The 26,132-nt window shown below is 50.5% G+C and carries 28 protein-coding genes and 2 pseudogenes; 16 read left to right on the plus strand and 14 right to left on the minus strand.

All coding sequences use genetic code 11. The features are described from left to right. The coding region (locus tag PI91_RS20480; protein WP_039267002.1) for a DUF4158 domain-containing protein at positions 1-177 on the minus strand (177 nt) is incomplete at its 3' end. A 161-nt stretch (positions 178-338) separates the two neighbouring features. On the opposite strand from PI91_RS20480, the pseudogene PI91_RS20485 reads away from it, so the two are divergent. Beyond that, positions 339-894 (plus strand): annotated as a pseudogene (locus PI91_RS20485) (recombinase family protein). A gap of 100 nt (positions 895-994) precedes the next feature. Continuing rightward, a pseudogene (locus PI91_RS20490) lies at positions 995-1,656 on the plus strand (IS30 family transposase); the annotation flags it as partial. Between the two features lie 39 nt (positions 1,657-1,695). Here PI91_RS20490 and PI91_RS20495 read toward each other — a convergent pair. Continuing rightward, complete coding sequence (locus tag PI91_RS20495; protein WP_001067855.1) at positions 1,696-2,400, minus strand: IS6-like element IS26 family transposase; 705 nt, start codon at positions 2,398-2,400, stop codon at positions 1,696-1,698. A 355-nt stretch (positions 2,401-2,755) separates the two neighbouring features. Between PI91_RS20495 and PI91_RS20500 the strand changes: the two genes are divergently transcribed. Then, positions 2,756-3,352 carry a recombinase family protein gene (locus PI91_RS20500; RefSeq protein WP_000583524.1) on the plus strand — a complete coding sequence of 199 codons (597 nt, stop codon included), beginning with the start codon at positions 2,756-2,758 and terminating at the stop codon, positions 3,350-3,352. 759 nt (positions 3,353-4,111) lie between these two features. On the opposite strand, the gene PI91_RS20505 is transcribed toward PI91_RS20500, so the two are convergent. Further along, positions 4,112-4,831: a replication initiation protein gene (locus PI91_RS20505; RefSeq protein WP_000359513.1), complete on the minus strand. Its 720-nt coding sequence runs from the start codon at positions 4,829-4,831 to the stop codon at positions 4,112-4,114. Positions 4,832-5,390: 559 nt separating this feature from the next. On the opposite strand from PI91_RS20505, the gene ardK reads away from it, so the two are divergent. After that, positions 5,391-5,732 carry an antirestriction protein ArdAB regulator ArdK gene (gene ardK / locus PI91_RS20510; RefSeq protein WP_000057569.1) on the plus strand — a complete coding sequence of 114 codons (342 nt, stop codon included), beginning with the start codon at positions 5,391-5,393 and terminating at the stop codon, positions 5,730-5,732. Between the two features lie 14 nt (positions 5,733-5,746). Here ardK and PI91_RS20515 read toward each other — a convergent pair whose 3' ends face one another. From PI91_RS20515 to mucA, 3 genes are all read right to left on the minus strand, one after another. Next, positions 5,747-6,538, minus strand: a complete 792-nt coding sequence (locus PI91_RS20515) for a SprT-like domain-containing protein (protein ID WP_001452808.1) — start codon at positions 6,536-6,538, stop codon at positions 5,747-5,749. 150 nt (positions 6,539-6,688) lie between these two features. Next, positions 6,689-7,954 (minus strand): translesion error-prone DNA polymerase V subunit MucB, encoded by a 1,266-nt coding sequence (gene mucB / locus PI91_RS20520; protein WP_000457702.1) that lies wholly within the window; start codon positions 7,952-7,954, stop codon positions 6,689-6,691. Next, positions 7,942-8,382, minus strand: a complete 441-nt coding sequence (mucA, locus tag PI91_RS20525; RefSeq protein WP_000861760.1) for a translesion error-prone DNA polymerase V autoproteolytic subunit MucA — start codon at positions 8,380-8,382, stop codon at positions 7,942-7,944. Before mucA ends, mucB begins: the two co-directional genes overlap by 13 nt. Positions 8,383-8,794: 412 nt before the next feature. Here mucA and ardB point away from each other — a divergent pair, with 412 nt between their 5' ends. The 8 genes from ardB to ccgAII all read left to right on the plus strand — a co-directional run bounded on the left by ardB (position 8,795) and on the right by ccgAII (position 13,921). After that, positions 8,795-9,220, plus strand: a complete 426-nt coding sequence (gene ardB, locus PI91_RS20530) for an antirestriction protein ArdB (RefSeq protein ID WP_000447669.1) — start codon at positions 8,795-8,797, stop codon at positions 9,218-9,220. Positions 9,221-9,277: 57 nt separating this feature from the next. Then, the gene (gene ardR / locus PI91_RS20535) at positions 9,278-9,682 is read left to right on the plus strand and encodes an antirestriction protein ArdAB regulator ArdR (RefSeq protein WP_000881514.1); all 405 of its coding nucleotides are present in this window, start codon (positions 9,278-9,280) and stop codon (positions 9,680-9,682) included. A gap of 9 nt (positions 9,683-9,691) precedes the next feature. After that, on the plus strand, positions 9,692-9,931 hold the full coding sequence (locus PI91_RS20540) for a hypothetical protein (protein WP_015059329.1): 240 nt from the start codon (positions 9,692-9,694) through the stop codon (positions 9,929-9,931). A gap of 883 nt (positions 9,932-10,814) precedes the next feature. Next, complete coding sequence (gene ccgD / locus PI91_RS20545) at positions 10,815-11,111, plus strand: protein CcgD (protein WP_000545925.1); 297 nt, start codon at positions 10,815-10,817, stop codon at positions 11,109-11,111. 132 nt (positions 11,112-11,243) lie between these two features. Next, positions 11,244-11,528 carry a protein CcgC gene (gene ccgC / locus PI91_RS20550; RefSeq protein WP_000274934.1) on the plus strand — a complete coding sequence of 95 codons (285 nt, stop codon included), beginning with the start codon at positions 11,244-11,246 and terminating at the stop codon, positions 11,526-11,528. Positions 11,529-12,025: 497 nt separating this feature from the next. Beyond that, complete coding sequence (locus PI91_RS20555) at positions 12,026-12,535, plus strand: antirestriction protein ArdA (protein ID WP_000129958.1); 510 nt, start codon at positions 12,026-12,028, stop codon at positions 12,533-12,535. An 831-nt stretch (positions 12,536-13,366) separates the two neighbouring features. Continuing rightward, on the plus strand, positions 13,367-13,546 hold the full coding sequence (gene ccgAI, locus PI91_RS20560) for a protein CcgAI (RefSeq protein ID WP_000214483.1): 180 nt from the start codon (positions 13,367-13,369) through the stop codon (positions 13,544-13,546). Positions 13,547-13,600: 54 nt separating this feature from the next. Further along, on the plus strand, positions 13,601-13,921 hold the full coding sequence (ccgAII, locus tag PI91_RS20565) for a protein CcgAII (protein WP_000211833.1): 321 nt from the start codon (positions 13,601-13,603) through the stop codon (positions 13,919-13,921). A gap of 110 nt (positions 13,922-14,031) precedes the next feature. Here ccgAII and PI91_RS20570 read toward each other — a convergent pair whose 3' ends face one another. From PI91_RS20570 to stbA, 4 genes are all read right to left on the minus strand, one after another. Further along, a complete protein-coding gene (locus PI91_RS20570; protein WP_015059326.1) occupies positions 14,032-14,376 on the minus strand; it encodes a hypothetical protein in 345 nt (114 codons plus the stop codon). Between the two features lie 181 nt (positions 14,377-14,557). Beyond that, positions 14,558-14,926: a plasmid stabilization protein StbC gene (stbC, locus tag PI91_RS20575; protein WP_000414913.1), complete on the minus strand. Its 369-nt coding sequence runs from the start codon at positions 14,924-14,926 to the stop codon at positions 14,558-14,560. A gap of 1 nt (position 14,927) precedes the next feature. After that, positions 14,928-15,644: a StbB family protein gene (gene stbB, locus PI91_RS20580; protein ID WP_000861577.1), complete on the minus strand. Its 717-nt coding sequence runs from the start codon at positions 15,642-15,644 to the stop codon at positions 14,928-14,930. Between the two features lie 8 nt (positions 15,645-15,652). Further along, positions 15,653-16,021 (minus strand): plasmid stabilization protein StbA, encoded by a 369-nt coding sequence (gene stbA / locus PI91_RS26515; protein ID WP_031942885.1) that lies wholly within the window; start codon positions 16,019-16,021, stop codon positions 15,653-15,655. Positions 16,022-16,533: 512 nt separating this feature from the next. Between stbA and PI91_RS20590 the strand changes: the two genes are divergently transcribed. The 4 genes from PI91_RS20590 to PI91_RS26650 are packed head-to-tail and all read left to right on the plus strand — an operon-like array spanning position 16,534 to position 22,343. After that, positions 16,534-16,950 carry a hypothetical protein gene (locus tag PI91_RS20590; protein ID WP_001532083.1) on the plus strand — a complete coding sequence of 139 codons (417 nt, stop codon included), beginning with the start codon at positions 16,534-16,536 and terminating at the stop codon, positions 16,948-16,950. Position 16,951: 1 nt separating this feature from the next. Beyond that, entirely contained in the window at positions 16,952-18,481 is a 1,530-nt protein-coding gene (locus PI91_RS20595; RefSeq protein WP_000342688.1) for a type IV secretion system DNA-binding domain-containing protein, read from the plus strand. Next, a complete protein-coding gene (gene mobF / locus PI91_RS20600; RefSeq protein ID WP_011407157.1) occupies positions 18,481-21,717 on the plus strand; it encodes a MobF family relaxase in 3,237 nt (1,078 codons plus the stop codon). Before PI91_RS20595 ends, mobF begins: the two co-directional genes overlap by 1 nt. Continuing rightward, entirely contained in the window at positions 21,717-22,343 is a 627-nt protein-coding gene (locus PI91_RS26650) for a DUF6710 family protein (RefSeq protein ID WP_000434930.1), read from the plus strand. The genes mobF and PI91_RS26650 overlap by 1 nt, the downstream gene beginning before the upstream one ends. Positions 22,344-22,516: 173 nt before the next feature. On the opposite strand, the gene PI91_RS20610 is transcribed toward PI91_RS26650, so the two are convergent. From PI91_RS20610 to PI91_RS20625, 4 genes are read right to left on the minus strand one after another with little or no spacing between them, the layout of a single operon-like run. Continuing rightward, positions 22,517-23,050, minus strand: coding sequence for a phospholipase D family protein (locus tag PI91_RS20610; protein ID WP_000731968.1), 534 nt, complete (start codon positions 23,048-23,050; stop codon positions 22,517-22,519). Then, complete coding sequence (locus tag PI91_RS20615) at positions 23,050-24,045, minus strand: ATPase, T2SS/T4P/T4SS family (RefSeq protein ID WP_000128596.1); 996 nt, start codon at positions 24,043-24,045, stop codon at positions 23,050-23,052. Before PI91_RS20615 ends, PI91_RS20610 begins: the two co-directional genes overlap by 1 nt. Positions 24,046-24,086: 41 nt before the next feature. Beyond that, positions 24,087-25,247: a type IV secretion system protein VirB10 gene (gene virB10 / locus PI91_RS20620; RefSeq protein WP_000101711.1), complete on the minus strand. Its 1,161-nt coding sequence runs from the start codon at positions 25,245-25,247 to the stop codon at positions 24,087-24,089. Continuing rightward, entirely contained in the window at positions 25,247-26,131 is an 885-nt protein-coding gene (locus PI91_RS20625; RefSeq protein ID WP_000735067.1) for a TrbG/VirB9 family P-type conjugative transfer protein, read from the minus strand. The genes virB10 and PI91_RS20625 overlap by 1 nt, the downstream gene beginning before the upstream one ends. Position 26,132: the final 1 nt, after the last annotated feature.

A 26,132-nucleotide genomic window follows, 5' to 3' on the forward strand; every position in this document is an offset into this window, starting at 1 on the left:
GACACATCCAATTTGCAGGGCAATGCCCAGACGGTTGTGATCACCTCTGCTTTTTCCGATAAATTCCTTGTCTGCTTCATCAAGGTGAAAATATCGTGCCAGCTGAAGCTCATCCGGTTCACCGGTGAATCTGCCATAGCTTTCAGTCTGCTCAGTGGTCAGAAAGTCAACGGGCATATCGCCTCCCTGCCTGACGGGCATTTAGTAACATTTTTCCAACCGTACGAAATGTTATAAATTATCGGACATCGTAAAACTGTTACATTAATATGTCTATTAAATCGTAAATTGTAATAATTAGACATGAGTTGTCCGATATTCGATTTAAGGTACATTTTATGCGACTTTTTGGTTACGCTCGGGTCTCAACCAGTCAGCAGTCTCTTGATCTTCAGGTCAGAGCACTCAAAGACGCAGGTGTGAAAGCAAACCGTATATTTACCGATAAGGCATCCGGCAGTTCAACAGACCGGGAAGGGCTGGATTTGCTGAGGATGAAGGTGGAGGAAGGTGATGTCATTCTGGTTAAGAAGCTCGACCGTCTTGGCCGCGACACTGCCGATATGATCCAACTGATAAAGGAATTTGACGCTCAGGGCGTGGCAGTCCGGTTCATTGATGACGGGATCAGTACCGACGGTGATATGGGGCAAATGGTGGTCACCATCCTCGGCTGTGGCACAGGCTGAACGCCGGAGGATCCTAGAACGCACGAATGAGGGCCGACAGGAAGCAAAGCTGAAAGGAATCAAATTTGGCCGCAGGCGTACCGTGGACAGGAACGTCGTGCTGACGCTTCATCAGAAGGGCACTGGTGCAACGGAAATTGCTCATCAGCTCAGTATTGCCCGCTCCACGGTTTATAAAATTCTTGAAGACGAAAGGGCCTCGTGATACGCCTATTTTTATAGGCTGAATTTACAATCCAAGTGCAACAAAAAAAAGAAGTACTCAACTAGAATATAATTTTTTTCCACACAAAAACCATTTCCAAATGATGAGTACTTCCTACCGACATCTTACAATAAACGAGCGAGAAAAGATAATGATTTTACTCGCACAGGGCAAAAAACAAGCAGAAATTGCCAAAGCACTGGGACGTAGCTCCAGCACCATTTCTCGCGAGCTGAAACGACACGCTCTAGAAAGCTACAGTGCAACGAACGCACAAAACAGCTATTTGAAGCATCGTCAAAATAGCAAAGCACAGCGCAAATTAGAGCAGCCTGAATATTTCAATTTGGTGCAAGAAAAGTTTCTGACAGAAAACTGGTCGCCCGAACAAATCAGCGCACGATTAAAATTGGAAAAATCTGAATTATCCATTAGTTATTCAACCATTTATCGTGGTATTTATTCAGGGTTGTTTGATATAAGCGAACGCAAAGCCAGTCGCAAACTGCGCCACAAAGGCAAAACACGGCATACAAAAATCATCATGAAAAACGTGGCAAAATTCAGATATCCAACCATTTGAACGACCGTCCCATTTCGGCGCAAAATCGCAGTCGCTTTGGACATTGGGAAGCCGATACCGTACTGGGTAAAGCGGGTGGAGCTTGTTTGCTGACGCTGACGGAACGCAAAAGTCGTTTTGAGTTGGTGAAGAAAATTCCTGCCAAAAAAGCCGAAGCAGTCCAAAAGGCACTGTTGCAAAGTTAGCGATGAGGCAGCCTTTTGTCTTATTCAAAGGCCTTACATTTCAAAAACTCTGCTTACCAGGCGCATTTCGCCCAGGGGATCACCATAATAAAATGCTGAGGCCTGGCCTTTGCGTAGTGCACGCATCACCTCAATACCTTTGATGGTGGCGTAAGCCGTCTTCATGGATTTAAATCCCAGCGTGGCGCCGATTATCCGTTTCAGTTTGCCATGATCGCATTCAATCACGTTGTTCCGGTACTTAATCTGTCGGTGTTCAACGTCAGACGGGCACCGGCCTTCGCGTTTGAGCAGAGCAAGCGCGCGACCATAGGCGGGCGCTTTATCCGTGTTGATGAATCGCGGGATCTGCCACTTCTTCACGTTGTTGAGGATTTTACCCAGAAACCGGTATGCAGCTTTGCTGTTACGACGGGAGGAGAGATAAAAATCGACAGTGCGGCCCCGGCTGTCGACGGCCCGGTACAGATACGCCCAGCGGCCATTGACCTTCACGTAGGTTTCATCCATGTGCCACGGGCAAAGATCGGAAGGGTTACGCCAGTACCAGCGCAGCCGTTTTTCCATTTCAGGCGCATAACGCTGAACCCAGCGGTAAATCGTGGAGTGATCGACATTCACTCCGCGTTCAGCCAGCATCTCCTGCAGCTCACGGTAACTGATGCCGTATTTGCAGTACCAGCGTACGGCCCACAGAATGATGTCACGCTGAAAATGCCGGCCTTTGAATGGGTTCATGTGCAGCTCCATCAGCAAAAGGGGATGATAAGTTTATCACCACCGACTATTTGCAACAGTGCCGTAATTCTCACATGCGATCTCGAGTAGCCAGTTGTGGAAAACCGACATAAACATCCCCTGTTACCCTGAAACTCTACTCACCATTTTTTCATAATTATATACAAACAGCCAGAAAGGCTGTTACAGGCGATTTGATCTGCAACCTATTGGTTAAATTAATGTATCAAAAACGATGGTTTCTGTGACACATCCCTATAAGCAGTTGCCTATACAATAAAACGCTCTCCGGCTGTAACAAAACCCGTTACAGTATCAATACAACAAAAACGATGTAACAAAATAGGGTGGCAAAATGATAATCGGCTATGCGCGTAAATCGACACATCTTCAGGATGTAACGCATCAGGTTGATGAACTGACAAAAGCGGGTTGCGAGCAAATCTATCATGAACAGATCTCACGCGGCGGCACTAAACGCGCCAAAAATGGTGCCCCGGAACTGGAGAACTGTCTGAAGGCATTGCGCGAAGGTGATACCCTGGTTGTTTGGGCGCTTGATCGGCTCGGCGGTTCATTGAGCCAGGTGATTACGTTGCTTGACGACCTGAAAAAGCGCGGAATCACCTTTATAGCCATCAAAGACAGAATAGATACTAGCGCTCCTGTTATCGGGGAAATCTATACTCATCTGATGGCTATATTCTCTAACTTTGAACGCAACCGCAATATTGAACGAACGAGATCTGGACTCGCAGCTGCTCGCGCAAGGGGCCGTGTAGGGGGAAGAAAACCGTCACTTTCGGAAGATGATATTAAGCAAATGAAAATTCTGCTTGCTGATCCTGAAATGACAGTAGGAGCTGTTGCGAAGCGCTTCAATGTTTCTCGCATGACTATTTATCGCTACACGACAAAAGGCAACCATTCAGAGAAAATAAATGATGAATAACATTCTAGCCTGATGACTCCGGTTAGGTTGGGTTTCGTCGAATGCGATGTGCCGCCATATGCCCGTCAGGGCATGGAAGGCGACCGCGCCGGACTCCACCGGACACCGGCCGCAAATCGCCGGAAACTGCGGGACTGACCGGAGCAACAGGCCAACCCCCCTCCCTGCTAAGCCATAACCCAGCCCGCCGCCACGCAGCTGCCGCACGTCCTCCACGGGGGTGCGCAGTGGGCGCCGCGCGCCTGCGCGCGGGTACGGCGGCCCGCCTGCGGGTCGCGGCGCCGTACTGCGAGTTAGCGGCCGCCGCGCGGCCGGTTACGGGGGACACCGCACCGTCACGGCCAGCGCCCCACTGAGCTGCACAATCCACAAATAACACAAAGGTATAATTAAAGTTATGGAAATCCGCCCACCTTGCCGGGCGCCGGTGCTGTGTGGAAATCCGCCCACCTTGCCGGGCGCCGGTGCTGTGTGGAAATCCGCCCACCTTGCCGGGCGCCGGTGCCGTGTGGAAATCCGCCCACCTTGCCGGGCGCCGGTGCCGTGTGGAAATCCACCCACCTTGCCGGGCGCCGGTGCCGTGTGGGAATCCGCCCACCTTGCCGGGCGCCGGTGCCGTGTGGGAATCCGCCCACCTTGCCGGGCGTCGGTGCCGTGTGGGAATCCGCCCACCTTGCCGGGCGCCGGTGCTGTGTGGAAATTCGCCCATCTTCATGACAAAAATTTGTCAAATGACAGGCTCATGTGTGCTGATTTATGTCAGACGGGATTTTGCTTATCAATTATTGAGAACAGAAATTTTCCTGAATCATCAATACTATACTTAGCAAGTAAAGGTGTTTTCTCATTTATCTGCTTGAGAGCAGGATCAAGGAAAGATCGTTTCAACTCTGCCAAGTTCTTCTGTTGGGATTCCGGCAAAAGGAAACGGTCATTTAACCAAGCATGAGTAGTAACCCATAAGCCTGAAGATTTGAATTGAGCAAGACTTTCATAAAGGCGGATCGTCCGTGGATTTCGAAGACTGCCACAATCGCGGAGCGAGTAGGTGGTGAACTGGTTCGTCAGGCCGTAAATGTACCGCAGGAGTTTATGGTTAAATTCGATTTCCCAGATACCACGAGCTGATCGGCTGCCAGCCTCTGTTAGCCAGGGGCGCGCGACGCAGTCAAAACTCCCTTCTTTCGGGTAAAAGATTACCGCAGAACGGCTTAACTCAAACACGCCTTCTTTAACATCCTTGATAGCCTGGTTACGGCTTACCTGAAAAATTTGCTGATAGTCAGCCACCTTTACTTTGAAAGTAGAGTCACCGAGTACAGCCATCTCATCATCATCTTCGCTTACTGAAGCTGTGAAATACGTCTGCATAAGACATAACCAGAGAACGCGCTTTGCTTTTAGCGAGAGGTAGTAAGCAGCTTCGGTAAGCTCGTTAGACTGCTTAACTTTTATCTTTTTGTTCAGCAACTTATCCATGAGCCTTGCCTTTGTGGGTTAAAAATTACTCTCCACACTACCACAAAGTTCAAACAAGTAAATACATTTTTTACAGTTTCGTCTAAGGTGGGCCAATTCCCATAACAAGGTGGGCTAATTCCCATAGTAAGGTGGGGTGTTTCCCATAGATAGGTGGGCCAATTCCCATAACAAGGTGGGCGGATTCCCAGAGATAACACTTATTTATGATTTTAAATCAATGAGTTATATAGCTCTAAAAGACTTTAAAAAGATAAAAAATCTATAAAATACCTTTTAAAAATATGCCTGTGGATATGTGCATATCATCGCTTACCAGCGCCGCTTCGCGGCTCGGTCAACCCCTCAGAACCGCGAAAACAAGTTTCGCAGTTCTTCACGGTTCATGTTTTAATCCAAGCATGGCGCCAGCACCTTCGCGGCACCATCGAGGCCCGCGCTGCTGCCGCACCGGGCCTCACCCTCAAATAAAATAAAGTTTATAAAAATCGTACTTGTATTGACCCCTATTTATTCTGAGTATATCCTTTCTGTAACCAAAACTACGGAGGCGCCACAGATGGCTCAGAAAAACAGAATTTCAGAAACAGAATGGAAACAGCTGCTGCCGCAAATGGCTTCCTTTGCACACATCACAACAGATATTGGCTATTCCGTGCTTGTCAAAGGTGAGAAATCATCAGACGTAGCCACGCGAGTAGGCCGTTCCAAGCAAAACATTTCCAGCACCGTTAAGCGAATCTGGGATTTGTACCAGAACACCACTCTTAAAGCCGAGAACGGCGAACCATTAAAATTAGTTCAGGTCTGGATACCAGCAAGCCTTGCTGAAACTGTTTTAAAAGAAGCCGCGAAGTACAGCATTAATAACATCACGACCTCCGAAATGGAAAAAAAATAAAGTCCGAAAGGACTTTATTTTAAGACTACTAACGCGGCTTTATTACAGTGCTCGCCACCACAGTAAACCACTATCCCCGGTTTACCCCAGAGATTGATATGACACACCGGGCAGCTGTACTTTTCCCGGTTTGTTTTGTTCACCGGCGCTTCAGGCGGCGGGGTTACAAATCGCATGGCCTCTATGATCTCGTCGTCGAGTTCAACCGGGTCGCGCCCTTCCTCCACCTCCTGTTCGTGTTCGCTATCATCTTCCTCGTCGTCAATATAGCCTTTTCCTGTAGGGCTTAGCACAGCGCCAGGCTTAGGCTGGTAAGGCGGAAACCTGTCCATCCAGGAAAGCCGGAAATGGCCTGTCAGCAGTTCATCACAGGCCATATCGAAAGGGCCACCGGCAATAATATAATGGGTCATGCTCTGGCCCACTTTCCTGCCTCCCGGTTCGCCGGTATCAGAAGGCATTAGTCCTACCCGTTCCATCCGGGCCGCCCACTGTTTGTTGTGATAGCCACGGCGGCCAGGCTCGCCAAAATGGAATTGCCACTGATGAACCATCTCATGCACCAGTGTTGAAAGCGTGGCCTTTATGGTTCTGATCGAGAAATACACCGGATTCATAGCGATCTCGTCTACCGTGTACCCACTCTCACGGCCGACGAAACGCTTAAAGGAACAATAGCCATACGTTCGCTTCTCACGCTGCAACGTTATCAGGCATGGCGGCAGCTCGTTGCTGAATAGCTTCTCATTGAAAAAATCGTAGGCTCTCTGAAGTTCATCGTAGGTTTCGGGTGTAGGCAAATTCACTGCTAACCTCACATATATGTATTGTGCAATACACATAATTTAGATGATCTTTTATACAGAGGAAACGGCTTTTACCGAAAACCGCGAAACCGTGCCGAAACTTGTTACGGCCGGTTGAGGGGTTAACCGGCCCGGGTACGGCGCCGGTAATTATTTGATGGTGGCTATTGGTATTGAGCGCCAGTCTGTCGTGTAATCAGGTGACAACATCTGACGACGCATGGCAAAGGAGTTATCGATGCCCTGGCCTGCAAAAAAAAGCTGGTTCTTTCCACGCCGGTTTATACCATCAAGAACAGCCATTAAAGCCTCGCTGCCAGCTGAAGGCGTAGCAGAGTCGAATAAATCAAGCTGGGCCTCCTTCCCGCTAAAATCTGCCAGCATGACCCCTGCTTTTGCATACGCAATATCTTCCCGCCAGATCCGCGCCAGCGCGGCTTGTGCTGCCTGAATTATCGTGCGGCTGTCCTGGGTTGCCACCGTCAGTTTTTCGGTTGCCTGATTGGCATACTGTGTATCACGCACTGAATAAGGACTGGTACGGATAAAGACGCTTATGACGCGGCAGTATTGCCTCTCATTACGCAGTTTTTCAGCTGCGCGCGCTGCAAATCCGGTGACAGCCTGCTGCATGTCCGTCAGGGTTTCTACGCGTTGGCCGAATGAGCGCGACACAACAATCTGCTGCTTCGCAGGAGGGTTTTCTTCCAGGCTGAAGCAAGCCTCGCCGCGCAACTCCCGTACCGTTCTTTCAAGCACAACGCCGAATGTTTTACGGATTAGGCGCGTATCTGCCCTGGCTAAATCCAGCACCGTTTTGATCCCCATTGTGGCGAGTGCTTTCTCTGTACGATGGCCGACGCCCCAGACTTCCGCAACCGGCAGGATGCTCATTAATTTCTTCAGTCTGGCGCCATCGTCCAGAGCAACCACCCCGCCAGTAGCGGGCCATGTTTTTGCAGCGTGGTTACACAGCTTCGCCAGCGTCTTAGTACGGGCAATACCGACCCCGCATACCAGCGTTGTGTGTCGCCTGACTTCCTCGCGCAGTTGGCGCCCGAAAGCGTCAAGGCTCATGGCGGCCGTTATCCCTTTGCAGTCAACAAAAAGCTCGTCGATTGAATACTGTTCGACGTGGCTTGCAAGGGACTCAACTACGGCCGCGAACCGGGCCGACATGGAGGCATAAAGAGTGTAATTAGAGCTAAAAATAGCGATGTTATGACGCTCGATTATGGGTCTGACTTTGAAGTACGGATCGCCCATTTTCAGGCCCGCTTTCTTCGCCAGGTAATTACGGGCCACAATGTTGCCGTCATTGTTGGATAAAACGGCCACTGCTCGGTTTGCCAGATCTGGCCTAAATGCCTGCTCACAGCTGGCGTACATGCCATTGACATCAATCAGCGCAAACATACCGGATGCTCGATAAGGGAATGCGTAACCACTCCCCAGATTTCAACGCTCTCATTATCCGGGTCAATGTAGTACACAGGAAAATCTTTGTTCATCGGCATTAGGCAGGGTCTGGGCCTCAGCAGTAGTCGCTTCACGGTAAATTCATTATGGATGCAGGCGACTACGATTGAGCCGTGGCTGGCCGTCAGCGAGCGATCCACAACCAGTACGTCACCATCATGGATGCGGCCATCTTCCATTGACGAGCCAGAAACCCGCAGGAAGTAAGTTGCTGAAGGGTGACGAACACAATACTCATGCAGGTTTAACTCCTGCTTTTCATAGCCCTGGGCCGGGCTGGGGAACCCCGCAGAAATTCTTTGCAGATAAAAAGGGATGCTGTGTACCCGGCTGGCGCCGGAGCTTTCAAAAATATCGACCTTCATAGCGATCTTCCAAATAACTGTTTATTTATACAGTATCGCTGTTATGGTCAGGTTGGCAAGTTTTACAGGTTCTCTACTATATGTAGTGCTGCTTCAGCTGCCAACGAACGCTATATATAGTGTTTGTTGGCTTTCTGCTTTCTCAGTGTCCCCTGTAACCGGCCGCGTGGCGGCGGGCTAGCAGGAAGGGGGGTGGCCTGTCGCTCCGATCAGTCCCGCAGTTTCCGGCGATTTGCCCCCGGTGTCCGGTGGAGTCCGGCGAGGTCGCCTTCCATGCCCTGACTGGCATAAAATAGGTAAATAAATTCCGTACTTGTATTGACCTTTAAGGCATAATCACCGATAATTAAATCATCGGGAGGCAATACCGCCGCCCGAAAAATTGCCGGTATCGGCTTAAAGAGGAAGTATCATGGAAACTATCGAAATCACCGCCCGCTACATTTCTGAAAACGCCCGCATGAACTTCATGCCTGCGGCATTTCGTGGCGCTTTCTTCAGCGCAGATCACTTCATTCAGTCCTTTCTGAATCGTTACGCTAAAGACTACCAGGGAGGGTATTGGGAATACCTTCAGGCCAGCAATGGCGCGTTTTTTATGGAAGCGCCCCAACCTCTTTGGCTCTCGTTACCTAACTATTTTGAAGGTGAATGCAGCGCGCGCGAAGTAGGGATTATTGTTTGTCTGTATGCCTACAGTTACTTTTGCGGGCTGGCATATGAAGAAGGCAAAGCCGAACTGAACGAAACGATGGCTAACCGGTATCACCTGTTGCGGGAGTACGTTAATACGCTGGAGAACGAAAGCCAGAATCGTATTTATCGTGCCATTGATTAACTGATAACCAGGCGGGCAAAGCCCGCCTTATCGTGACTGTCACGCTCAGGGGAAACTATGTTAGCGACACTTCAACACCCTACCGTCTGGCAATTGCCAGATCGGTTAATGCTTTTGGAACTGTTAATGTTCGATTACCGAAATTCCGATCAGGAGCGCTACGGCCAGCAAATCTATCACCACTATCGTAAACAGGGTAATCATCGCTGGGATACTTCTGTTCATCAGGATAGCGGCGGCCAATACGCGATTATTTTCCGGCACTCCTTCAGCAAAAAACAGGCTGATGGCGTTAAGCGAACGATGATCCGCGATGAAACCGTTATACGGGCAGGTACGGCGCAGGAGCTGACAGAAGCGACATTTCCCGACTTCCAGGATAGCGATATTCTGAAGGCGTCGGATTTCTTTAAGTCGCTTATCCAGCGCAAAGCGGCAGACGTAACACAAACCGATATTTGAGGATCAGCGATGCTGAACAAAACCGAAAACAACACCAACATTAGTAGTATCAACCCCTGTTCTACAGAGAGCCTAATAGCCGTGACGGGAAATGATGGAGAGACGCATATCATTCAGCGTGAGTTAATATCCCACTCTGTTGAAGGGCATGAAGCCACAATCATTCACCTTGTAACCAGGAAGTCGATAAGGGTTTCTTTGTCATCTGAAATTCTGGCAAAAAAACTAGGCATTACCGTGTCTGAATAACGGGTTTTGTTGCTTGTTATAAGGTTTTATCTGTGTGTGGCAGAGTTCTAAAAAGGGAAACGTGAGAGATTCTGAATACGATTAGTATAACGGAAATCGTGTTGAGTGTGCTTCTTGCGGGCGCTTTGGGGCCGGTTTTATTACGTCGAAAAAAAGGTCTGCTGTTACTGTTGTTGATTCTGGTCTGCACGATACTTTTGCTTCATGGTGTCACTACGATTTACTGATGTGGTCGAAAATCTTTAAAAGCGAACCCCCGGACGTCACCCCTCCGGGGCCGTTCTGCTGTGCTGCGCATCGAGCCGCTACGCGTCTCGCCCCGCTCACGCGGGCAGCTGCCACTGACGCCTCCGGCCTGCGGCCTCCGCGCTCCGCTTGGCAACCCCTTCCCCTGCTGCCGCTCATTTCCCTTTCAGCCTCCTATCATGATTCGTCTCCTGCATTATCCGTGGATTGTGCAGCTCAGTGGGGCGCTGGCCGTGACGGTGCGGTGTCCCCCGTAACCGGCCGCGCGGCGGCCGCTAACTCGCAGTACGGCGCCGCGACCCGCAGGCGGCCGCCGTACCCGCGCGCAGGCGCGCGGCGCCCACTGCGCACCCCCGTGGGGGACGTGCGGCAGCTGCGTGGCGGCGGGCTGGGTTATGGCTTAGCAGGGAGGGGGGTTGGCCTGTTGCTCCGGTCAGTCCCGCAGTTTCCGGCGATTTGCGGCCGGTGTCCGGTGGAGTCCGGCGCGGTCGCCTTCCATGCCCTGACGGGCATAAAAACAGGTAAATAAATTCCGTACTTGTATTGACTTTTAAGGCGTAATCACCGATAATTAAATCATCGGGAGGCAATACCGCCACCCGAAAAATTGCCGGTATCGGCGCTTACAGGAGTCGTCATGCACTTTACTAACTTCCTTCAGCGTTACTTCGATATAGAGATTGAACATACCTTTGACCCTACCATTCAGGGCAGCAACGAAACGGGTAAAGACGTCACTAAAATCTGGATCTATGAGAAGGGCGAGGATAGCGAACCGCTGCTTACTCTGACAGAAGCATGGTGGTATACCGAGACAAAAACGGCTGGTAACTGGCTTATCGGCAACGTGTATTCAACGCTTGAGCATGGGCGTGAAATTCATGAAAGCGAATTTCGTAAACTGGTAACAGCTGGCAAGGTGATATCAGCATGAGTAAGGGGAAAAGTTTCACGTTACCCCGGCTCAGGTCAATCTCCTGGACGCGCAAAACCTCTAATTAAATCATCGGGTGGCAATACCGCCGCCCGAACAATCGCCGGTATCGGCAACCATTAAGGAGTTCACATGTATCACTATCTCGTTTTTGTCCCTCTCGCATTAATTATTAGCGCCGCTGCGCTTGCCCTGCCCTGGTTTATCGTTCGTGCGGGATACAGGGATCTGGTGCAGATCACCTGCGCCTGCGTCTCTATTCTGGGCCTGTGTGCGGCGACAGGGGTTTTCAGCTACTTCGATAATAAGCCGCTTGCGTTTCTGTACGGTTGCGGCGCGCTGGCGTGCTTTTTGTACGCGGTAGACTGCGCGATACCGTTGTATATGACGCGTAAAAAGCCACGTAAGCAGCTGTAAGAAAAAAGGCGGGTAATCCCCGCCTTTTTTTATTGAGGCTGTCAGGAAGCGATTCAGGCACTCGATTGTGCATCTCAGCGGGGCGCTGGCCGTGACGGTGCGGTGTCCCCCGTAACCGGCCGCGCGGCGGCCGCTAACTCGCAGTACGGCGCCGCGACCCGCAGGCGGGCCGCCGTACCCGCGCGCAGGCGCGCGGCGCCCACTGCGCACCCCCGTGGGGGACGTGCGGCAGCTGCGTGGCGGCGGGCTGGGTTATGGCTTAGCAGGGAGGGGGGTTGGCCTGTTGCTCCGGTCAGTCCCGCAGTTTCCGGCGATTTTCGGCCGGTGTCCGGTGGAGTCCGGCGCGGTCGCCTTCCATGCCCTGACGGGCATAAAAACAGGTAAATAAATTCCGTACTTGTATTGACTTTTAAGGCGTAATCACCGATAATTAAATCATCGGGAGGCAATACCGCCACCCGAAAAATTGCCGGTATCGGCGCTTTAAGGAGTACACCATGACTGATATTACGACCCCTTCTGTTTATGTTGGCACTTACCATAAATACAACTGCGGAAGCATTGCGGGAGCCTGGCTCGATCTGACCGATTTTGATAGCTCAGAGGAGTTTTACGAGCGCTGCCGCGAGTTACACGCAAATGAGGCTGATCCAGAATTTATGTTCCAGGATTGGGAGGGTATTCCGTCTGATATGGCGTCAGAGTGCCATATCAACTGGGATTTTATTAACGGCTTTAAACAAGCCCGCGAGGAAGGAAACGAAGCGGCGTTTGTGGCCTTTGTTGATCTGTTTAATAGCACTGATTTCGACCTGTTTAGAGATGCCTATATGGGCGAAGCTAAGGACGAAGAAACTTTTGCAGAGGAATACCTGAATGATAGCGGTCTACTGAATGAAATTCCTGAATCCGTAGCCCGATATTTTGACATCGTAGCCTATGCGCGGGATCTGTTTATTGGGGATTTCAGTTTACATGACGGACACGTATTTAACATGACTTGCTGAAACCTAGTCCCCCGCCACGCGGGGGATATTAAACACCGCTCTAATTAATCGCCGGTATCGGCAAACAGCCATCTGGGCGGCTGCGCCGCCCCTTTGCTGCTGCTTGCCGGTGATCTCTACAGCTCATGTTCTGCCATTGCGCTAAATCCTGATGCCACACCGGGCGTTACCCCTTCGGGGTCGCTCTGCTGTGCTGTGCATCGAGCCGGTTCCCGTCTCGCCCCGCTTACGCGGGCAGCGGCCGCTAACGCCTCCGGCCTTCGGCCTCCGCGCTCCGCTTGGCAGGCCACACCCTGCGCCGGACTCGCCCGGCCGCAAGCGGCCGCCCCGCCCCTTCGGGGTGCCAACGCCCTTCAGGCGTCGGCATCCTTTGCCAGTGCGCTATTGTGTTATCCGTGGATTGTGCAGCTCAGTGGGGCGCTGGCCGTGACGGTGCGGTGTCCCCCGTAACCGGCCGCGCGGCGGCCGCTAACTCGCAGTACGGCGCCGCGACCCGCAGGCGGGCCGCCGTACCCGCGCGCAGGCGCGCGGCGCCCACTGCGCACCCCCGTGGGGGACGTGCGGCAGCTACGTGACGGCGGGCTGGGTTATGGCTTAGCAGGGAGGGGGATTGGCCTGTTGCTCCGGTCAGTCCCGCAGTTTCCGGCGATTTGCGGCCGGTGTCCGGTGGAGTCCGGCGCGGTCGCCTTCCATGCCCTGACGGGCATAAAAACAGGTAAATAAATTCCGTACTTGTATTGACTTTTAAGGCATAATCACCGATAATTAAATCATCGGGAGGCAATACCGCCACCCGAAAAATTGCCGGTATCGGATCACTAAGGAGTAAGCATGACCACTGTTACCACCCCTTCCCAGCTGAAAAAAGAAGTCGAATCTCAGAAAGAATTATTGCTGCGCGCCTGCCTCGAAGCGTTCAACCAGCTGCCTAATCAGCGCCTGCAAGGCGCTTTCACATCGACGTATGCACTGGCGGCAAAATTAGACCAGCTGCTGCAACAAACTAAATAGCACTGACGACCCGGCCAAGCCGGGTCTTTAACAGAAAGATCGAGGACAAACGACATGACCACACAAACCCTTGAGCAGACTCTTGAAGATTTTCGTCGCCAGTGTGAGAGTTTTGCGCGCAAACAGCAGCCCCGCTGCGGCCTAATTTATGAACTGTATCAGCGCCGCCTGAGCGCGGATATTGACGGCTATCTTGCTGGCGTTCCGGCCGAGTATCGGGAAGAACTGATCGCGGTAGCGCGGCGTGAATTTGACTATCTGACCCAAGACGAGATCGCGGAAGAAATCCGGCAGGATCGGGAAAACGATTATTGCAGCCACGGTATTGAGCGTAATTGTTGCCCGCTGGGCTGCGGAGATCTAGACGATTACTGAGCCGCCGAAAGAAAAAAACCCGGATTGACCGGGCTTTTTTCTTTCCGCTGCGCGGCCGTTTCAGTTATTACTCCGCGCTGCTTTTGGCTATTTCTGTATAGCACAATACACTACACATTAAGCTCGTTTGCTTCGACGGCTAGCCAGCAGTTAAAGGTTTCGCTCTGCCGTTCGCCGCCGCAACCTCCCTCCGCTTTCAGCTTTCCGCAAGCCTGGCATTTCCCCAGCTGCGCCTTTTGCTCCTGCCACTGTTGCCAGTTTCGGATCAGCAGCAGTTGGAAAAACTCATTCGTTGAATAGGCTGTTCGTCCTGGACGGCGAACCCGGCAAAGCTCCTGTAACATTGCTTCTTCCTGTTTTATTAGCGTGACTGTCACGCTAGCGCCTTCCTCTTTGAGTCGCGCGCGGCGCCGGGCCTGGCGAATACGGGCTTGTTCACGCTGTCGGTCATTCATATTTTTCCTCCACGTGACTGTCACGTTGAATTAAACTGGGCATTACCCCTGCGGGGCCGTTCTGCCGTGCTGCGCATCGAGCCGCTACGCGTCTCGCCCCTTCGGGCGGCGGCCACTAATGCCTCCGGCCTGCGGCCTCCGCGCTTCGCTTGAAAAAAAACCGGGACATGCCCGGTTTACATTATCTCAGTAGAATTATGGCTATCGCGGCACCCACGGCGGCGCCCACAATAGTGCAGCCAGCTGTAATAAAAAGGATCTGACGGGTTAACGTCTCAGCTCTGGACGCCTGCGCGCGGCGGAACTTCGTCAGAAATTCCTCACGCGCCTTAGCATCATCACTAATTGCCAGGCTAATTGAACGCTGGTTTTCTACTAAAGTCCGTTTAAGAGAGTCTGCCGTCTCTCCTAAACTTTCGGTGTCTTTTGCCAGCTTTTCCGAAAGCGCAGAAAGTATCTCAGTCATTTCTTTCTGACTTGCGGTGATTTCCTTCGCGTCACCTAAAAACCAATCCATCAGAACTTCAAATTTATCTGGCTGCTTTTCCATTTTATTCTCCCATTAAAGCCGCATATGCTTTATCGAGATTAGCTTTAACAGGAATTGCCTGTTTCATGTAGGTATAACGGCGGGCCAGTTTTTTGCGCTCGTCAGCATCCGTTGTTTGTTTAGCGCGGGCTTTAAATTCTTCTGGATCTTCAGCGGTCAATGCTTCGAATGAGATACGGTGATACGCGAGATATTCGAAAACTTCACTGTTATAAATAACAGATTTCTTGCTGATTTTGCCAATTTTCGTTCGTTTGACAAATTCAAATACCGGCGCCAGTACATCCTCTACTTCACTATCTGGACTAATGCGGTTTGGAACAAAGATGATTTTATCGCTGCTTACACCTGCCTTACTTAACGTATGTGCTGTTTTCATGCTTTCATCAATGGCCTTATTATCAGGCGTAACCGGGATTACATACTTATCAAATTCATTCGCGCCACTGTCAAAGCGGGACATTGCCATCAGGAACGCTTCTACGTTTGACGCACCAATATCAATAATCCCGGCATCTTCAAAAACAATATCTTCAATCAACCGTGAAAAGTCATCACCTTTAAAAATGGAAACATTCTCAATCCCCAGATCGGAAGCAGACTGGTTGATAGTTTCAACCGCATAGAATTTTGCTCCAGTCAGACGCGGGGCTAACAGGTAGGATGAAATTAAGGTTTTACCAACGCTGCCACTGTAATTAATTACCGCTACTTTCATAAATCACCTCAGAATTTTTTGTTGAACATCTTAGGGTCGAAATCTTCACTGATTTTATTGAAGAACTCTTTATCAATAATGCCGGGACTTTCTTTTTTTTCACTTCCTTGCGGTTCAGGCTCAGGCGGCGTTTGTGTATTGTGCAATACACTATCTTCATTGTTCGGCATCCTTCCATGTGTATTGTGCATTCCATTTTTCCGGATTTGCCGCGCTCTATATAGGGACGTATCAAAGCTACGAACGTTCACACCTTCCAGGCCGAAGCGTTCAGAAACTGCTTTATAAATTTCCGCCCTGGAAACTCCCAGTGACATCATTTCTTCTATTTCCGGCAACATCAACTGAAGTGCCGCCCTGATACTTTTGGGCTTCATAGTACCCTCATTTAGAATGATGTAATTTTGATGTATTTCTGATGTATTTATGATGTATTTTTGATGTACTTTTGTTGTACTGGCTACCTCATGACCAGATAATGATGTAATTCTGTTGTACTGTCAACCTTCAAGTGATGTACTTTTGATGTAATTTTGATGTACTTTTGTTGTAATAGTGTTGTACTGGTATTCATGCAAGCATGAATACGGAATATTGAACGCTTTTTAGTCAGTTAGTCCTTAACCTACGTAGATCGCTCCTACCAAAAAAGATGATTTTTTATCCCTTAACCTGCTATACACCTAACGCAGCGCGATAAATCACGCTATCACACTGATTTAAAAAATAAAAAAATAAATAGCGTCAATATTCGGTAATAATTAGGTATTAAAAACACCTAATAACTCATTGTTTTATAATGAGTTTGCTTTATTACTTTGGTAATACTAAGATTTCAGCTTGTTAGATCCCAATCTTTTGTTTAAGAAATGCACAATGTGAGGACTGAATGCCAATAATAACCGCAAAAGTATCAGATGAACTTTTGGCCTATATAGACCTGGTTTCAGGAGGTAATCGGTCAGATTATCTGCGGCGCTGCCTTGAAGCTGGCCCAGGTGATCGGGAGTCCGGGTTGAAAATAGTTGCCGACCGGCTGAGCGACGTAAATCGCAAACTGGATTATCTTTTTGACCGTGCTTCAGATGCGGATTTTGGCCCACTGCGCGATGAGCTGAAGGCAATAACCGAAACGCTATCTGGCGTAAAATTCCCACCGGCAGGACAGATGATGTTGCATGAATCACTCGCTATTGAAACGCTAATCCTCCTGCGCTCGATAGCAGAACCGGGCAAAACCAAAGCGGCAAAAGCAGAGGTTGAACGTAACGGCTACAAAGTCTGGGAACCAAAAAAGGAGCGCTGAAATGGACGATAGAGAAAGAGGCTTAGCATTTTTATTTGCAATTACTTTGCCTCCAGTGATGGTATGGTTTCTAGTTGCAAAATTTACCTACGGTATTGATCCATCCACGGCTAAATACCTGATTCCGTATCTGGTTAAGAATACTTTTTCGCTATGGCCTTTATGGTCAGCTTTAATTGCAGGCTGGTTTATTGGTGTTGGCGGTCTGATCGCTTTTATCATTTATGATAAATCACGCGTGTTTAAAGGCGAAAGATTCAAAAAGATTTATCGTGGTACAGAGCTTGTTCGCGCCAGAACACTCGCTGATAAAACACGCGAAAGAGGTGTCAACCAGTTAACCGTGGCTAATATCCCCATACCTACATACGCTGAGAACTTGCATTTTTCGATTGCCGGTACAACCGGTACTGGTAAAACCACAATTTTCAATGAACTGTTATTTAAGAGCATCATTAGAGGCGGCAAAAATATTGCTTTAGATCCAAATGGGGGGTTCTTAAAGAATTTCTATCGTCCCGGCGATGTTATTTTAAACGCCTATGATAAACGCACTGAAGGCTGGGTGTTTTTCAATGAAATTCGCCGTTCATATGATTACGAGCGCTTAGTGAACTCTATTGTTCAGGAAAGCCCTGATATGGCTACTGAAGAATGGTTCGGCTATGGCCGTCTTATTTTTAGTGAAGTTTCGAAAAAACTTCACAGCCTATACAGCACAGTAACTATGGAAGAAGTTATTCACTGGGCCTGTAACGTTGACCAGAAAAAATTAAAAGAATTTTTAATGGGGACGCCTGCCGAAGCTATTTTTTCCGGGTCTGAAAAAGCAGTTGGAAGCGCGCGATTTGTTCTCAGTAAGAATCTTGCCCCACATTTGAAAATGCCGGAAGGTAATTTTTCCCTGCGTGACTGGCTTGATGATGGAAAGCCGGGAACCCTGTTTATCACCTGGCAGGAAGAAATGAAAAGGTCACTTAATCCGCTAATTTCCTGCTGGCTGGATTCGATTTTTTCTATCGTGCTGGGTATGGGTGAAAAAGAAAGCCGCATTAATGTATTTATTGACGAGCTGGAATCACTCCAGTTTCTGCCAAACCTCAACGATGCACTGACCAAAGGGCGTAAAAGCGGTCTGTGTGTTTATGCTGGCTATCAAACCTATTCTCAGCTGGTTAAGGTTTATGGTCGGGATATGGCTCAGACCATTCTGGCTAACATGCGTTCTAACATCGTGCTGGGCGGCAGCCGTCTCGGTGATGAAACGTTGGATCAAATGTCGCGCTCACTCGGTGAGATAGAAGGCGAAGTTGAGCGTAAAGAATCCGATCCTCAGAAGCCCTGGATTGTCCGTAAACGCCGCGACGTTAAAGTTGTTCGTGCCGTAACGCCTACCGAAATATCAATGTTGCCAAACCTCACCGGCTATCTGGCGTTGCCTGGTGATATGCCCGTCGCTAAGTTCAAGGCTAAACACGTTAAATACCATCGCAAAAACCCTGTTCCTGGCATTGAACTGAGGGAGATCTGATGCTTGATATAACCACGATTACCCGCCAGAACGTCACTAGCGTTGTGGGCTACTACTCTGATGCAAAGGATGATTACTACAGTAAGGATTCATCATTCACGTCCTGGCAGGGAACCGGAGCTGAAGCCCTCGGCTTGTCCGGGGACGTTGAATCAGCCCGGTTTAAAGAGCTGCTTGTCGGTGAGATAGATACCTTCACGCATATGCAGCGACACGTGGGTGATGCCAAAAAAGAGCGTCTGGGCTACGACCTGACGTTTTCAGCGCCTAAAGGGGTATCCATGCAGGCGCTGATACACGGCGATAAAACCATTATCGAGGCTCATGAAAAAGCTGTTGCCGCTGCTGTGCGTGAAGCTGAAAAACTCGCGCAGGCCCGGACGACTCGCCAGGGGAAATCAGTAACCCAGAATACCAATAACCTTGTCGTCGCTACTTTCCGCCACGAAACGTCCAGGGCGCTAGATCCTGATTTGCACACACACGCTTTTGTCATGAACATGACCCAGCGCGAGGACGGCCAGTGGCGCGCGCTCAAAAATGATGAGCTGATGCGTAACAAAATGCACCTGGGCGATGTTTACAAACAGGAGCTGGCGTTGGAGTTGACCAAAGCCGGTTATGAGCTGCGTTACAACAGCAAAAATAACACGTTCGATATGGCCCATTTTTCAGATGAACAGATTCGCGCTTTTTCCCGCCGGTCGGAGCAAATTGAAAAGGGACTCGCTGCAATGGGTCTGACGCGGGAAACCGCCGATGCTCAGACGAAAAGCCGCGTCTCGATGGCTACGCGTGAAAAGAAAACAGAGCATTCCCGTGAAGAAATTCACCAGGAATGGGCCAGCCGCGCCAAAACGCTCGGCATTGATTTTGATAACCGTGAATGGCAGGGACACGGTAAACCTCTGGAGGCTGATATAGCGCGCAACATGGCCCCGGATTTTACCAGCCCGGAGGTTAAAGCTGACCGGGCTATCCAGTTTGCAGTTAAGTCGCTGTCAGAGCGCGATGCCAGCTTTGAACGCCAGAAGCTGATTCAAATCGCTAATAAGCAGGTGCTGGGCCATGCCACAATAGCCGATGTTGAAAAAGCGTACCTGAAGGCGGTACAGAAGGGCGCCATCATCGAGGGCGAAGCCCGGTATCAATCAACTCTGAAGGTCGGTGCTTCAGTTATGGCCGAAACTCTGACGCGCAAAGAGTGGATCGACTCGCTGACGAATAGCGGGATGCGTGCGGATAAAGCCCGTTTTGCGGTAGATGATGGTATTAAAAACGGCAGGCTTAAAAAGACCAGCCACCGCGTCACTACCGTGGAGGGTATTCGCCTTGAGCGTTCCATTCTGACTATCGAATCACGCGGCCGGGGGCAGATGCCGCGACAGCTGACCGCAGAGATTGCAGGCCAGCTGCTTTCCGGGAAAACCCTCAAGAAGGAGCAGATGCGCGCGGTTACAGAAATTGTGACGAGCAAAGATCGGTTTGTGGCCGCACATGGTTACGCCGGTACCGGTAAAAGCTATATGACGATGGCCGCTAAAGAGCTGCTGGAGTCACAAGGGCTGAAGGTCACGGCGCTGGCCCCCTATGGGACACAGAAAAAAGCGCTTGAAGATGATGGATTACCGGCCCGCACCGTTGCCGCTTTCCTCAAAGCGAAGGATAAAAAGCTGGATGAAAAATCAGTCGTATTCATTGATGAAGCCGGGGTTATACCCGCCCGACAGATGAAACAGCTGATGGAGGTAATCGAGAAGCATAACGCTCGCGCGGTATTCCTGGGGGATACGTCACAGACGAAAGCGGTAGAAGCCGGTAAGCCTTTTGAGCAGCTGATTAAAGCAGGTATGCAGACCAGCTACATGAAAGACATTCAGCGACAGAAGAATGAAGTTTTGCTTGAGGCGGTTAAGTATGCCGCTGAAGGTAATGCCGCGCGCGCCCTGAAAAATATCACCGGCGTGAACGAACTGAAGGAAGAAGCGCCCCGACTCGCTCAACTTGCCGATCGCTACCTGTCTCTGTCCTCAGAACAACAGGATGCCACCCTGATAATCTCTGGTACGAACGCCTCACGCAAAACCCTCAATGACTACATCCGGGGCAATCTGGGGCTTGCCGGAACCGGCGAAACGTTCACGCTACTTGACCGCGTGGATTCGACACAGGCGGAACGCCGCGACAGCCGTTATTTCAGTAAAGGGCAAATCATTATCCCCGAACAGGATTACAAAAATGGTATGAAGCGGGGCGAGTCTTACCAGGTTCTTGATACCGGGCCGGGCAACAAATTGACGGTTGAAAGCATCAGCGGTGAGCAGATCGCTTTCAGCCCGCGTACACACACCAAGCTGTCTGTATACCAGGCAGTCAGCGCCGAACTGGCGCCGGGCGATAAGGTTATGGTAACGCGTAACGATAAAACGCTGGACGTTGCCAACGGCGACCGCTTCACGGTGAAAACCGTGGAGGGTGAAAAACTGACGCTTGAGGACAAAAAAGGGCGCACGGTTGAGCTGGATAAAAAACAGGCTTCTTATCTTTCCTATGCTTATGCAACCACCGTCCACAAATCCCAGGGGCTTACCTGTGATCGCGTGTTGTTCAACATAGATACCAAATCGCTTACCACTTCTAAGGACGTTTTTTATGTTGGTATTTCGCGTGCGCGTCATGAGGTGGAAATTTTTACCGACGATAAAAAATCTTTGGCATCGAGCGTGAGCCGCGACAGCCCGAAAACCACGGCCGCAGAAATTGACCGTTTCTTTGGGCTTGAGGCCAGGTTTAAGGATATTGGCCGCGATACCAGTTTAGAAACCCGATCAGCTGAAAAAGGTCTGCCAGAAGCCACGGGGGAAAGCATGGCGTTTAACCAGAAACCCGATGAACATAACATGACAACCGGCACTGATTATCAGCCGGTGAGCAACGCAGAGGACGCCTTTCATCTTAAGCAGAACCCTATGGATGATTCCGTTGGCCTGCGGCGTCATGAAGCACAGCAAAATGATGCAGAGCTGGCCCATGATTATGCTGCTGCCGACGATCAGCAGTGGAGCGCGCAGGAGTATGCCGATTACGAGCATTATGCCGAAGCATCCGACTACGACTTTGACAGCAGCATTTACGACGATTACGCCATGCCGCAGACGTCTCAGGCGGAACAGAGCCATACCGGAAAAGAACACACCCATGAGCATGAGCATGAAGAAGGGGGCCATGAAATCTGATGGAGCAGATCGACAAGCGCAAGCAGGATAAACTGAAGTTCGACCGGGTAATTAATCTGGCGCACAGACTGCCGCAACCGGCGATCCATGACTTACTACGCGCGCTGATACTGCCAATTCAGGCCGATTACTTGCTGGCCGTTGGCACGGAGGGCCAGGACGCGCGCCCGGACATGAACGAGCGCGAGTTCTTCTTCACAAAAATCATCTGGGCGATGGATTACACGCACATGAAATCACTCAGGCTTGCAGCTGAAGATTTTCCCCTGGCGCTTGCGACGGCCAAGATCCTGCCGTGGCCGTGGGGTGAATCAAGCTACCGGAGTGCTTTAGCCGATATAGGCAGCGCTAAGGGCAATCCGTGGGTACAGGATATTAACCACCGCGTTACTTTGTGGTTGCCCTGGCGGATAGGCTTTGTACGAGGAGGGAATCATTCTATTGCCAGCGGCGTTCTGGCCGGTGAGGGTGAGGTAATACCCGATACGGTTTATGATATGCGGTATTTGCTCGATATTGTCAGCACTGACGGGTATTACTGGTACATGAGCGGGAAGATCTGCGAGAGAGTCAGTGACTACCGTACAGCCGCCTTTTTTGAAATAGGCCGCCTGCTTACACTGTGATTCCTTCAAAATATCTCAACGAAATTTCCCGACACCTGTTTAAGCTATCTTGCTGATATTTCTGTTTTTCGATTTTTGCCGGCGCGATGCCGGCGACGTTGGCCAGCTGCCCCGGGCGCGATACTGAGATCAGTTTCTTTGAACAAAAAAAACCGCCTTTTGGCGGTCAGTATTCAGTAGCTGGAACGGTAGTCTCTTCCCTGATTCCAGCGGTCTTGCCAGTGTTCGAGGAATGATTCAGCGAGCTTAGGCATGTTCCAGATCACCACCGCATTCTCCGAGTTTTTCGTTTCGGCCGCTTTGGTGAAATTAAAGCTGCCAGTTTCAACGGTCACATTATCCACGATGATCACCTTGTCATGCTGGATAGGGAAATTACTGTCAGTACGCAAAGGGATGCCGCTGTTCGCTATGTAGTTCATGGCCGCAATGCTGGCGCGCCCCGTATTGCCCCTTTCATCAATTACGATTTTCACATCAACTCCCCGTTTTTTGGCTGCTACCAGTGCCTTCATAATATCCGGGGCGGTAAAAGAATAAGCCATCATCCGTATCGAGGTTTTTGCGGAGTCAATGGCGCTCAGGACGAGAACGCGGGCGCTTCCTTCAGGCGAGTAGCCAACCTGAACGGATGGTTCCACCGCAAAGGCGGGCAGGGCGGCTGTCGTAAATGCTGCGGCCAGAAGCCAGGTTGCTAATTTTTTCATTACAGGCTCCCGTTCACACACTGCATTTTATATTCAGGGTCAAAATAAATTTCTTTGATTTTCCGCTTTTCCATATGCACCACAACGTCAATGGTGGAGTAGAGCATTCGCATAATATCGCTCATATCGAGCATACGGCCGATAGGGGTCGCCTTGATAAGCAGCCCAATACGGTTAAAGGCATCGCGCGCAGAGTTAGCGTGCGTTGACATAACACCGCCTGGATGGCCGGTATTAAGTGCTTTAAGATAATCCCACGCAGCATCATCCCTAAGCTCAGTCATGATGATACGGCCCGGTGTCAGACGCATACAGGCTCGCAGGGCATCAGTGGCGCTGACGCGGCCGATCTTTCCTGCATCGCCGTACATCATATAAACGGCTTCTACAACGTGATCGACCGTGACTTCGTGAACGTCCTCTAAAATAATTACACGCTCGTCTTTATGTAGCGATTTTAACAGCGCGCGCGTGAGTACCGTTTTCCCCGACCCGGTTTCACCGCAGATCACGATAGTGCGTTTCTTCTCAACGGCGGTTTGCAGGAATGCGGGCCATTTTTCGCTGCTGTGCAGCTCTTTAAGGAAAAAATCATCATCCGTTAGGCTTTGCTTGCTGCCGGTAATCTTCCGGCAGTCACTGAAAATCCCCTCGCTGGTCAGCTGCTCCAGATTTTTATCGGCCGCCAAATCCTTACGAAACGCTACGGCCGTTGTACCGTCAATCACCGCAGGGGGCAGACAGATAACGCCCCTGATCCCGCCAGGCAGGATCACGTCATTAATGGCCTGCATGGTCAGCTTGTTGCTGCTCACCAACGATTTAGCAAGGTTCCTAATAAAATCTGCCGTAATTGCCGCGTTCTGCACAACCCTGCGGCCGCTGAACGTATCACAGATAACTTCCTGAAAGCAGTTAATGCGAATTTCAAAAACAGTAGGATCTTCTAAATACTCGCGCAGTGGGCCAAGTTGATAGAAAGCTGCATCAGTCATGATTACTCCTGAAGAAAAGCGGGCGCTAAGCGCCCACTTTTTTAGTTGTCTGCGAGCGTATAAACGCCGCTGAAATCGAGGTCGCGGGCAACAAAAATGCTCACCGCATCACCCTGCTGATCGTAGAGGGTAGGGGGGATAGACATGTAAGAGCGGAGTGCTTCAGACGCCAGCTGCCCACCGCTGTTTTCTGTGCTGTTGTACTGAATGTTATTACTCTGCGTCTGGTTAACCAGCGCCGTTAAGGTGTCAGAGAACAACGAAATCATGATCGCACCACGCAGACGCTCCCACATATGGGCATCCACCTGGCCCGGAATCCCCGCGCTGCCGAGTGAGTTCGTTCCGGCACTGTCAATATTAACGATTGTCCCGTCCTGGTCATTACGGATACGCTCCCAGAGAACAAACACGCGCGCCTGGCCGTCTTTGATACCACCGGTAATCTGCCCGTCAACCCATGAGCCTTTATCAATCAGCCTAACGAGTCCATCAGCTGAGTAAACGTCCTGTGAAACCCGGCAGGAAACCTGACCCGGAACAGTGGTATCCAGCTCGGTGCCGGTACCACAGGGGATCATTTTGCCTTTCGGAACAGTCAGGCTGGGATTAGCCATGACTCCAGCGCGGCTAGCCTTCAGCCTTGCAGGAGTCAGGTTTTTAGCGAGTGCTGAACTACCTTCGCTTGTTTCGTTGTCCTGGGGCTGCGCTCCGGGACTATTGCTTGTAGCCGCCTGATTAGTCTGGGCCAGCTCGCCGCCCAGACGACGCTGCATAGCCAGTTCTTCAGGCGAAGGTTCTTTACGCTTATTAGAGGTACGCGCGCCGGTATTGCTGCTGCCCGCATCTGCATCTGCCTGTGCGGCAGCCTGCACAGCACGGGCATCAGTGGCGCTATTCTGCGCAGTTGCAGGTTTATTAACATCAGGATCGCTGTTAAAGCTGTAGTTTGGCAGTGTATTGGCCTGTTGCGCTTTACCACCGTCTTTATCAGCTTCAGCTTTAGCCGGGGCGCGAATTTTACCCATGACCGTAATCCCGATGAATACCAAAGCAAGCAGCGCCATCAGTATGACAAAGGCTTTCATACCAGGAGCCGAACGGCGGTTACTGCCATTAAATCCGCCACGCTCGCTTTCAAATTCACCGTCTCCGGTGTTTTCATCGAGTTCCTGATCTACATCGACACTTTTACGGGCCATCAGTTATCCTCCCCAATTTGAACCCTGCGCACATCCGGGGAAGCCGTACCGGTTGCTACCGCACCGGCGCCCGGCGCGAAATTATTATTACGAACGCCAACGACTTTATCGCCCAGACGAATACGCCACTCTTTAGCGACGGTTTCCACCTCGATGATGTTGCGGTTCTCACCCACAACATGAGAGTTAGGCAGCGTTTCTTTGCCACTGGCCGAGATCATGTAGACCTGCGGTAACTCCGCATTGGCCGGAAACTCAAACCGGGTAAAGCGGTAGTTATCCCAGACGTGAACCGGCTGGATGCTGCGCATTTCAGGCTGTTCGCTCATTACGTACTGATAGTTCTTCGCCCCCGCAAAAGCCGTCTGCTTCAGCTTCTGCGTAATGCGTTTTTTATCAGCCGCGCTTTTGGCTTTTTCCTGCTGCTCAAACGGATATTCATAGGTCAGCTGAAGAACGGCATGGCGCACAGCCCACGGCGTTTCAATAAAGGATTTTGATACCGTACCGTCTGCATTTTTCTTCGTTTCTTCACCGATGAAATGGAGGACGATGTTATAGGTGCGCTTATCGGTGACGATCACCAGGTTGGTATCACTCATGGCCTGTTTCGGCTTCACAAAAAAATGGTTCATTTTGTGCGCAAACGTCCAGCTTTCAGAATCGCCAAAAGCATGAGTGATATAGGTTTCGTCAGGCGCGACAACAATGTGGGTAGCCACACCGGCGACAGCGTCAATTTTGACCACATTAACAGGGTTATAAACAACGCTTTTAATGCGATAGTCATAAGGAGAATTGCGGCCAACCTCAAGCGCCATAACGTTAGTGGCCGCGCCTCCCAGGACTGACAAAACGACTGCTGAAAGAAGTAGTTTTTTCATG

The sequence above is a fragment of the Enterobacter sp. FB genome, assembly GCF_000805795.1.
Taxonomy (GTDB): Bacteria; Pseudomonadota; Gammaproteobacteria; order Enterobacterales; family Enterobacteriaceae; genus Enterobacter; species Enterobacter roggenkampii.

Bases quoted from the DNA above. Each gene is read 5' to 3' on its own strand.
- PI91_RS20610 (WP_000731968.1), bottom strand. From the start codon at position 23,050: ATGAAAAAATTAGCAACCTGGCTTCTGGCCGCAGCATTTACGACAGCC.
- ardR (WP_000881514.1), top strand. From the start codon at position 9,278: ATGTTAGCGACACTTCAACACCCTACCGTCTGGCAATTGCCAGATCGG.
- ccgAI (WP_000214483.1), top strand. From the start codon at position 13,367: ATGACCACTGTTACCACCCCTTCCCAGCTGAAAAAAGAAGTCGAATCT.
- PI91_RS20555 (WP_000129958.1), top strand. From the start codon at position 12,026: ATGACTGATATTACGACCCCTTCTGTTTATGTTGGCACTTACCATAAA.
- stbC (WP_000414913.1), bottom strand. From the start codon at position 14,926: ATGGAAAAGCAGCCAGATAAATTTGAAGTTCTGATGGATTGGTTTTTA.
- ardK (WP_000057569.1), top strand. From the start codon at position 5,391: ATGGCTCAGAAAAACAGAATTTCAGAAACAGAATGGAAACAGCTGCTG.
- ccgAII (WP_000211833.1), top strand. From the start codon at position 13,601: ATGACCACACAAACCCTTGAGCAGACTCTTGAAGATTTTCGTCGCCAG.
- PI91_RS20495 (WP_001067855.1), bottom strand. From the start codon at position 2,400: ATGAACCCATTCAAAGGCCGGCATTTTCAGCGTGACATCATTCTGTGG.
- PI91_RS20500 (WP_000583524.1), top strand. From the start codon at position 2,756: ATGATAATCGGCTATGCGCGTAAATCGACACATCTTCAGGATGTAACG.
- PI91_RS20590 (WP_001532083.1), top strand. From the start codon at position 16,534: ATGCCAATAATAACCGCAAAAGTATCAGATGAACTTTTGGCCTATATA.
- PI91_RS20540 (WP_015059329.1), top strand. From the start codon at position 9,692: ATGCTGAACAAAACCGAAAACAACACCAACATTAGTAGTATCAACCCC.
- PI91_RS20570 (WP_015059326.1), bottom strand. From the start codon at position 14,376: ATGAATGACCGACAGCGTGAACAAGCCCGTATTCGCCAGGCCCGGCGC.
- stbA (WP_031942885.1), bottom strand. From the start codon at position 16,021: ATGAAGCCCAAAAGTATCAGGGCGGCACTTCAGTTGATGTTGCCGGAA.
- mobF (WP_011407157.1), top strand. From the start codon at position 18,481: ATGCTTGATATAACCACGATTACCCGCCAGAACGTCACTAGCGTTGTG.
- virB10 (WP_000101711.1), bottom strand. From the start codon at position 25,247: ATGGCCCGTAAAAGTGTCGATGTAGATCAGGAACTCGATGAAAACACC.
- ccgC (WP_000274934.1), top strand. From the start codon at position 11,244: ATGTATCACTATCTCGTTTTTGTCCCTCTCGCATTAATTATTAGCGCC.
- mucA (WP_000861760.1), bottom strand. From the start codon at position 8,382: ATGAAGGTCGATATTTTTGAAAGCTCCGGCGCCAGCCGGGTACACAGC.
- PI91_RS20595 (WP_000342688.1), top strand. From the start codon at position 16,952: ATGGACGATAGAGAAAGAGGCTTAGCATTTTTATTTGCAATTACTTTG.
- PI91_RS20615 (WP_000128596.1), bottom strand. From the start codon at position 24,045: ATGACTGATGCAGCTTTCTATCAACTTGGCCCACTGCGCGAGTATTTA.
- PI91_RS20505 (WP_000359513.1), bottom strand. From the start codon at position 4,831: ATGGATAAGTTGCTGAACAAAAAGATAAAAGTTAAGCAGTCTAACGAG.
- stbB (WP_000861577.1), bottom strand. From the start codon at position 15,644: ATGAAAGTAGCGGTAATTAATTACAGTGGCAGCGTTGGTAAAACCTTA.
- ccgD (WP_000545925.1), top strand. From the start codon at position 10,815: ATGCACTTTACTAACTTCCTTCAGCGTTACTTCGATATAGAGATTGAA.
- PI91_RS26650 (WP_000434930.1), top strand. From the start codon at position 21,717: ATGGAGCAGATCGACAAGCGCAAGCAGGATAAACTGAAGTTCGACCGG.
- PI91_RS20625 (WP_000735067.1), bottom strand. From the start codon at position 26,131: ATGAAAAAACTACTTCTTTCAGCAGTCGTTTTGTCAGTCCTGGGAGGC.
- ardB (WP_000447669.1), top strand. From the start codon at position 8,795: ATGGAAACTATCGAAATCACCGCCCGCTACATTTCTGAAAACGCCCGC.
- mucB (WP_000457702.1), bottom strand. From the start codon at position 7,954: ATGTTTGCGCTGATTGATGTCAATGGCATGTACGCCAGCTGTGAGCAG.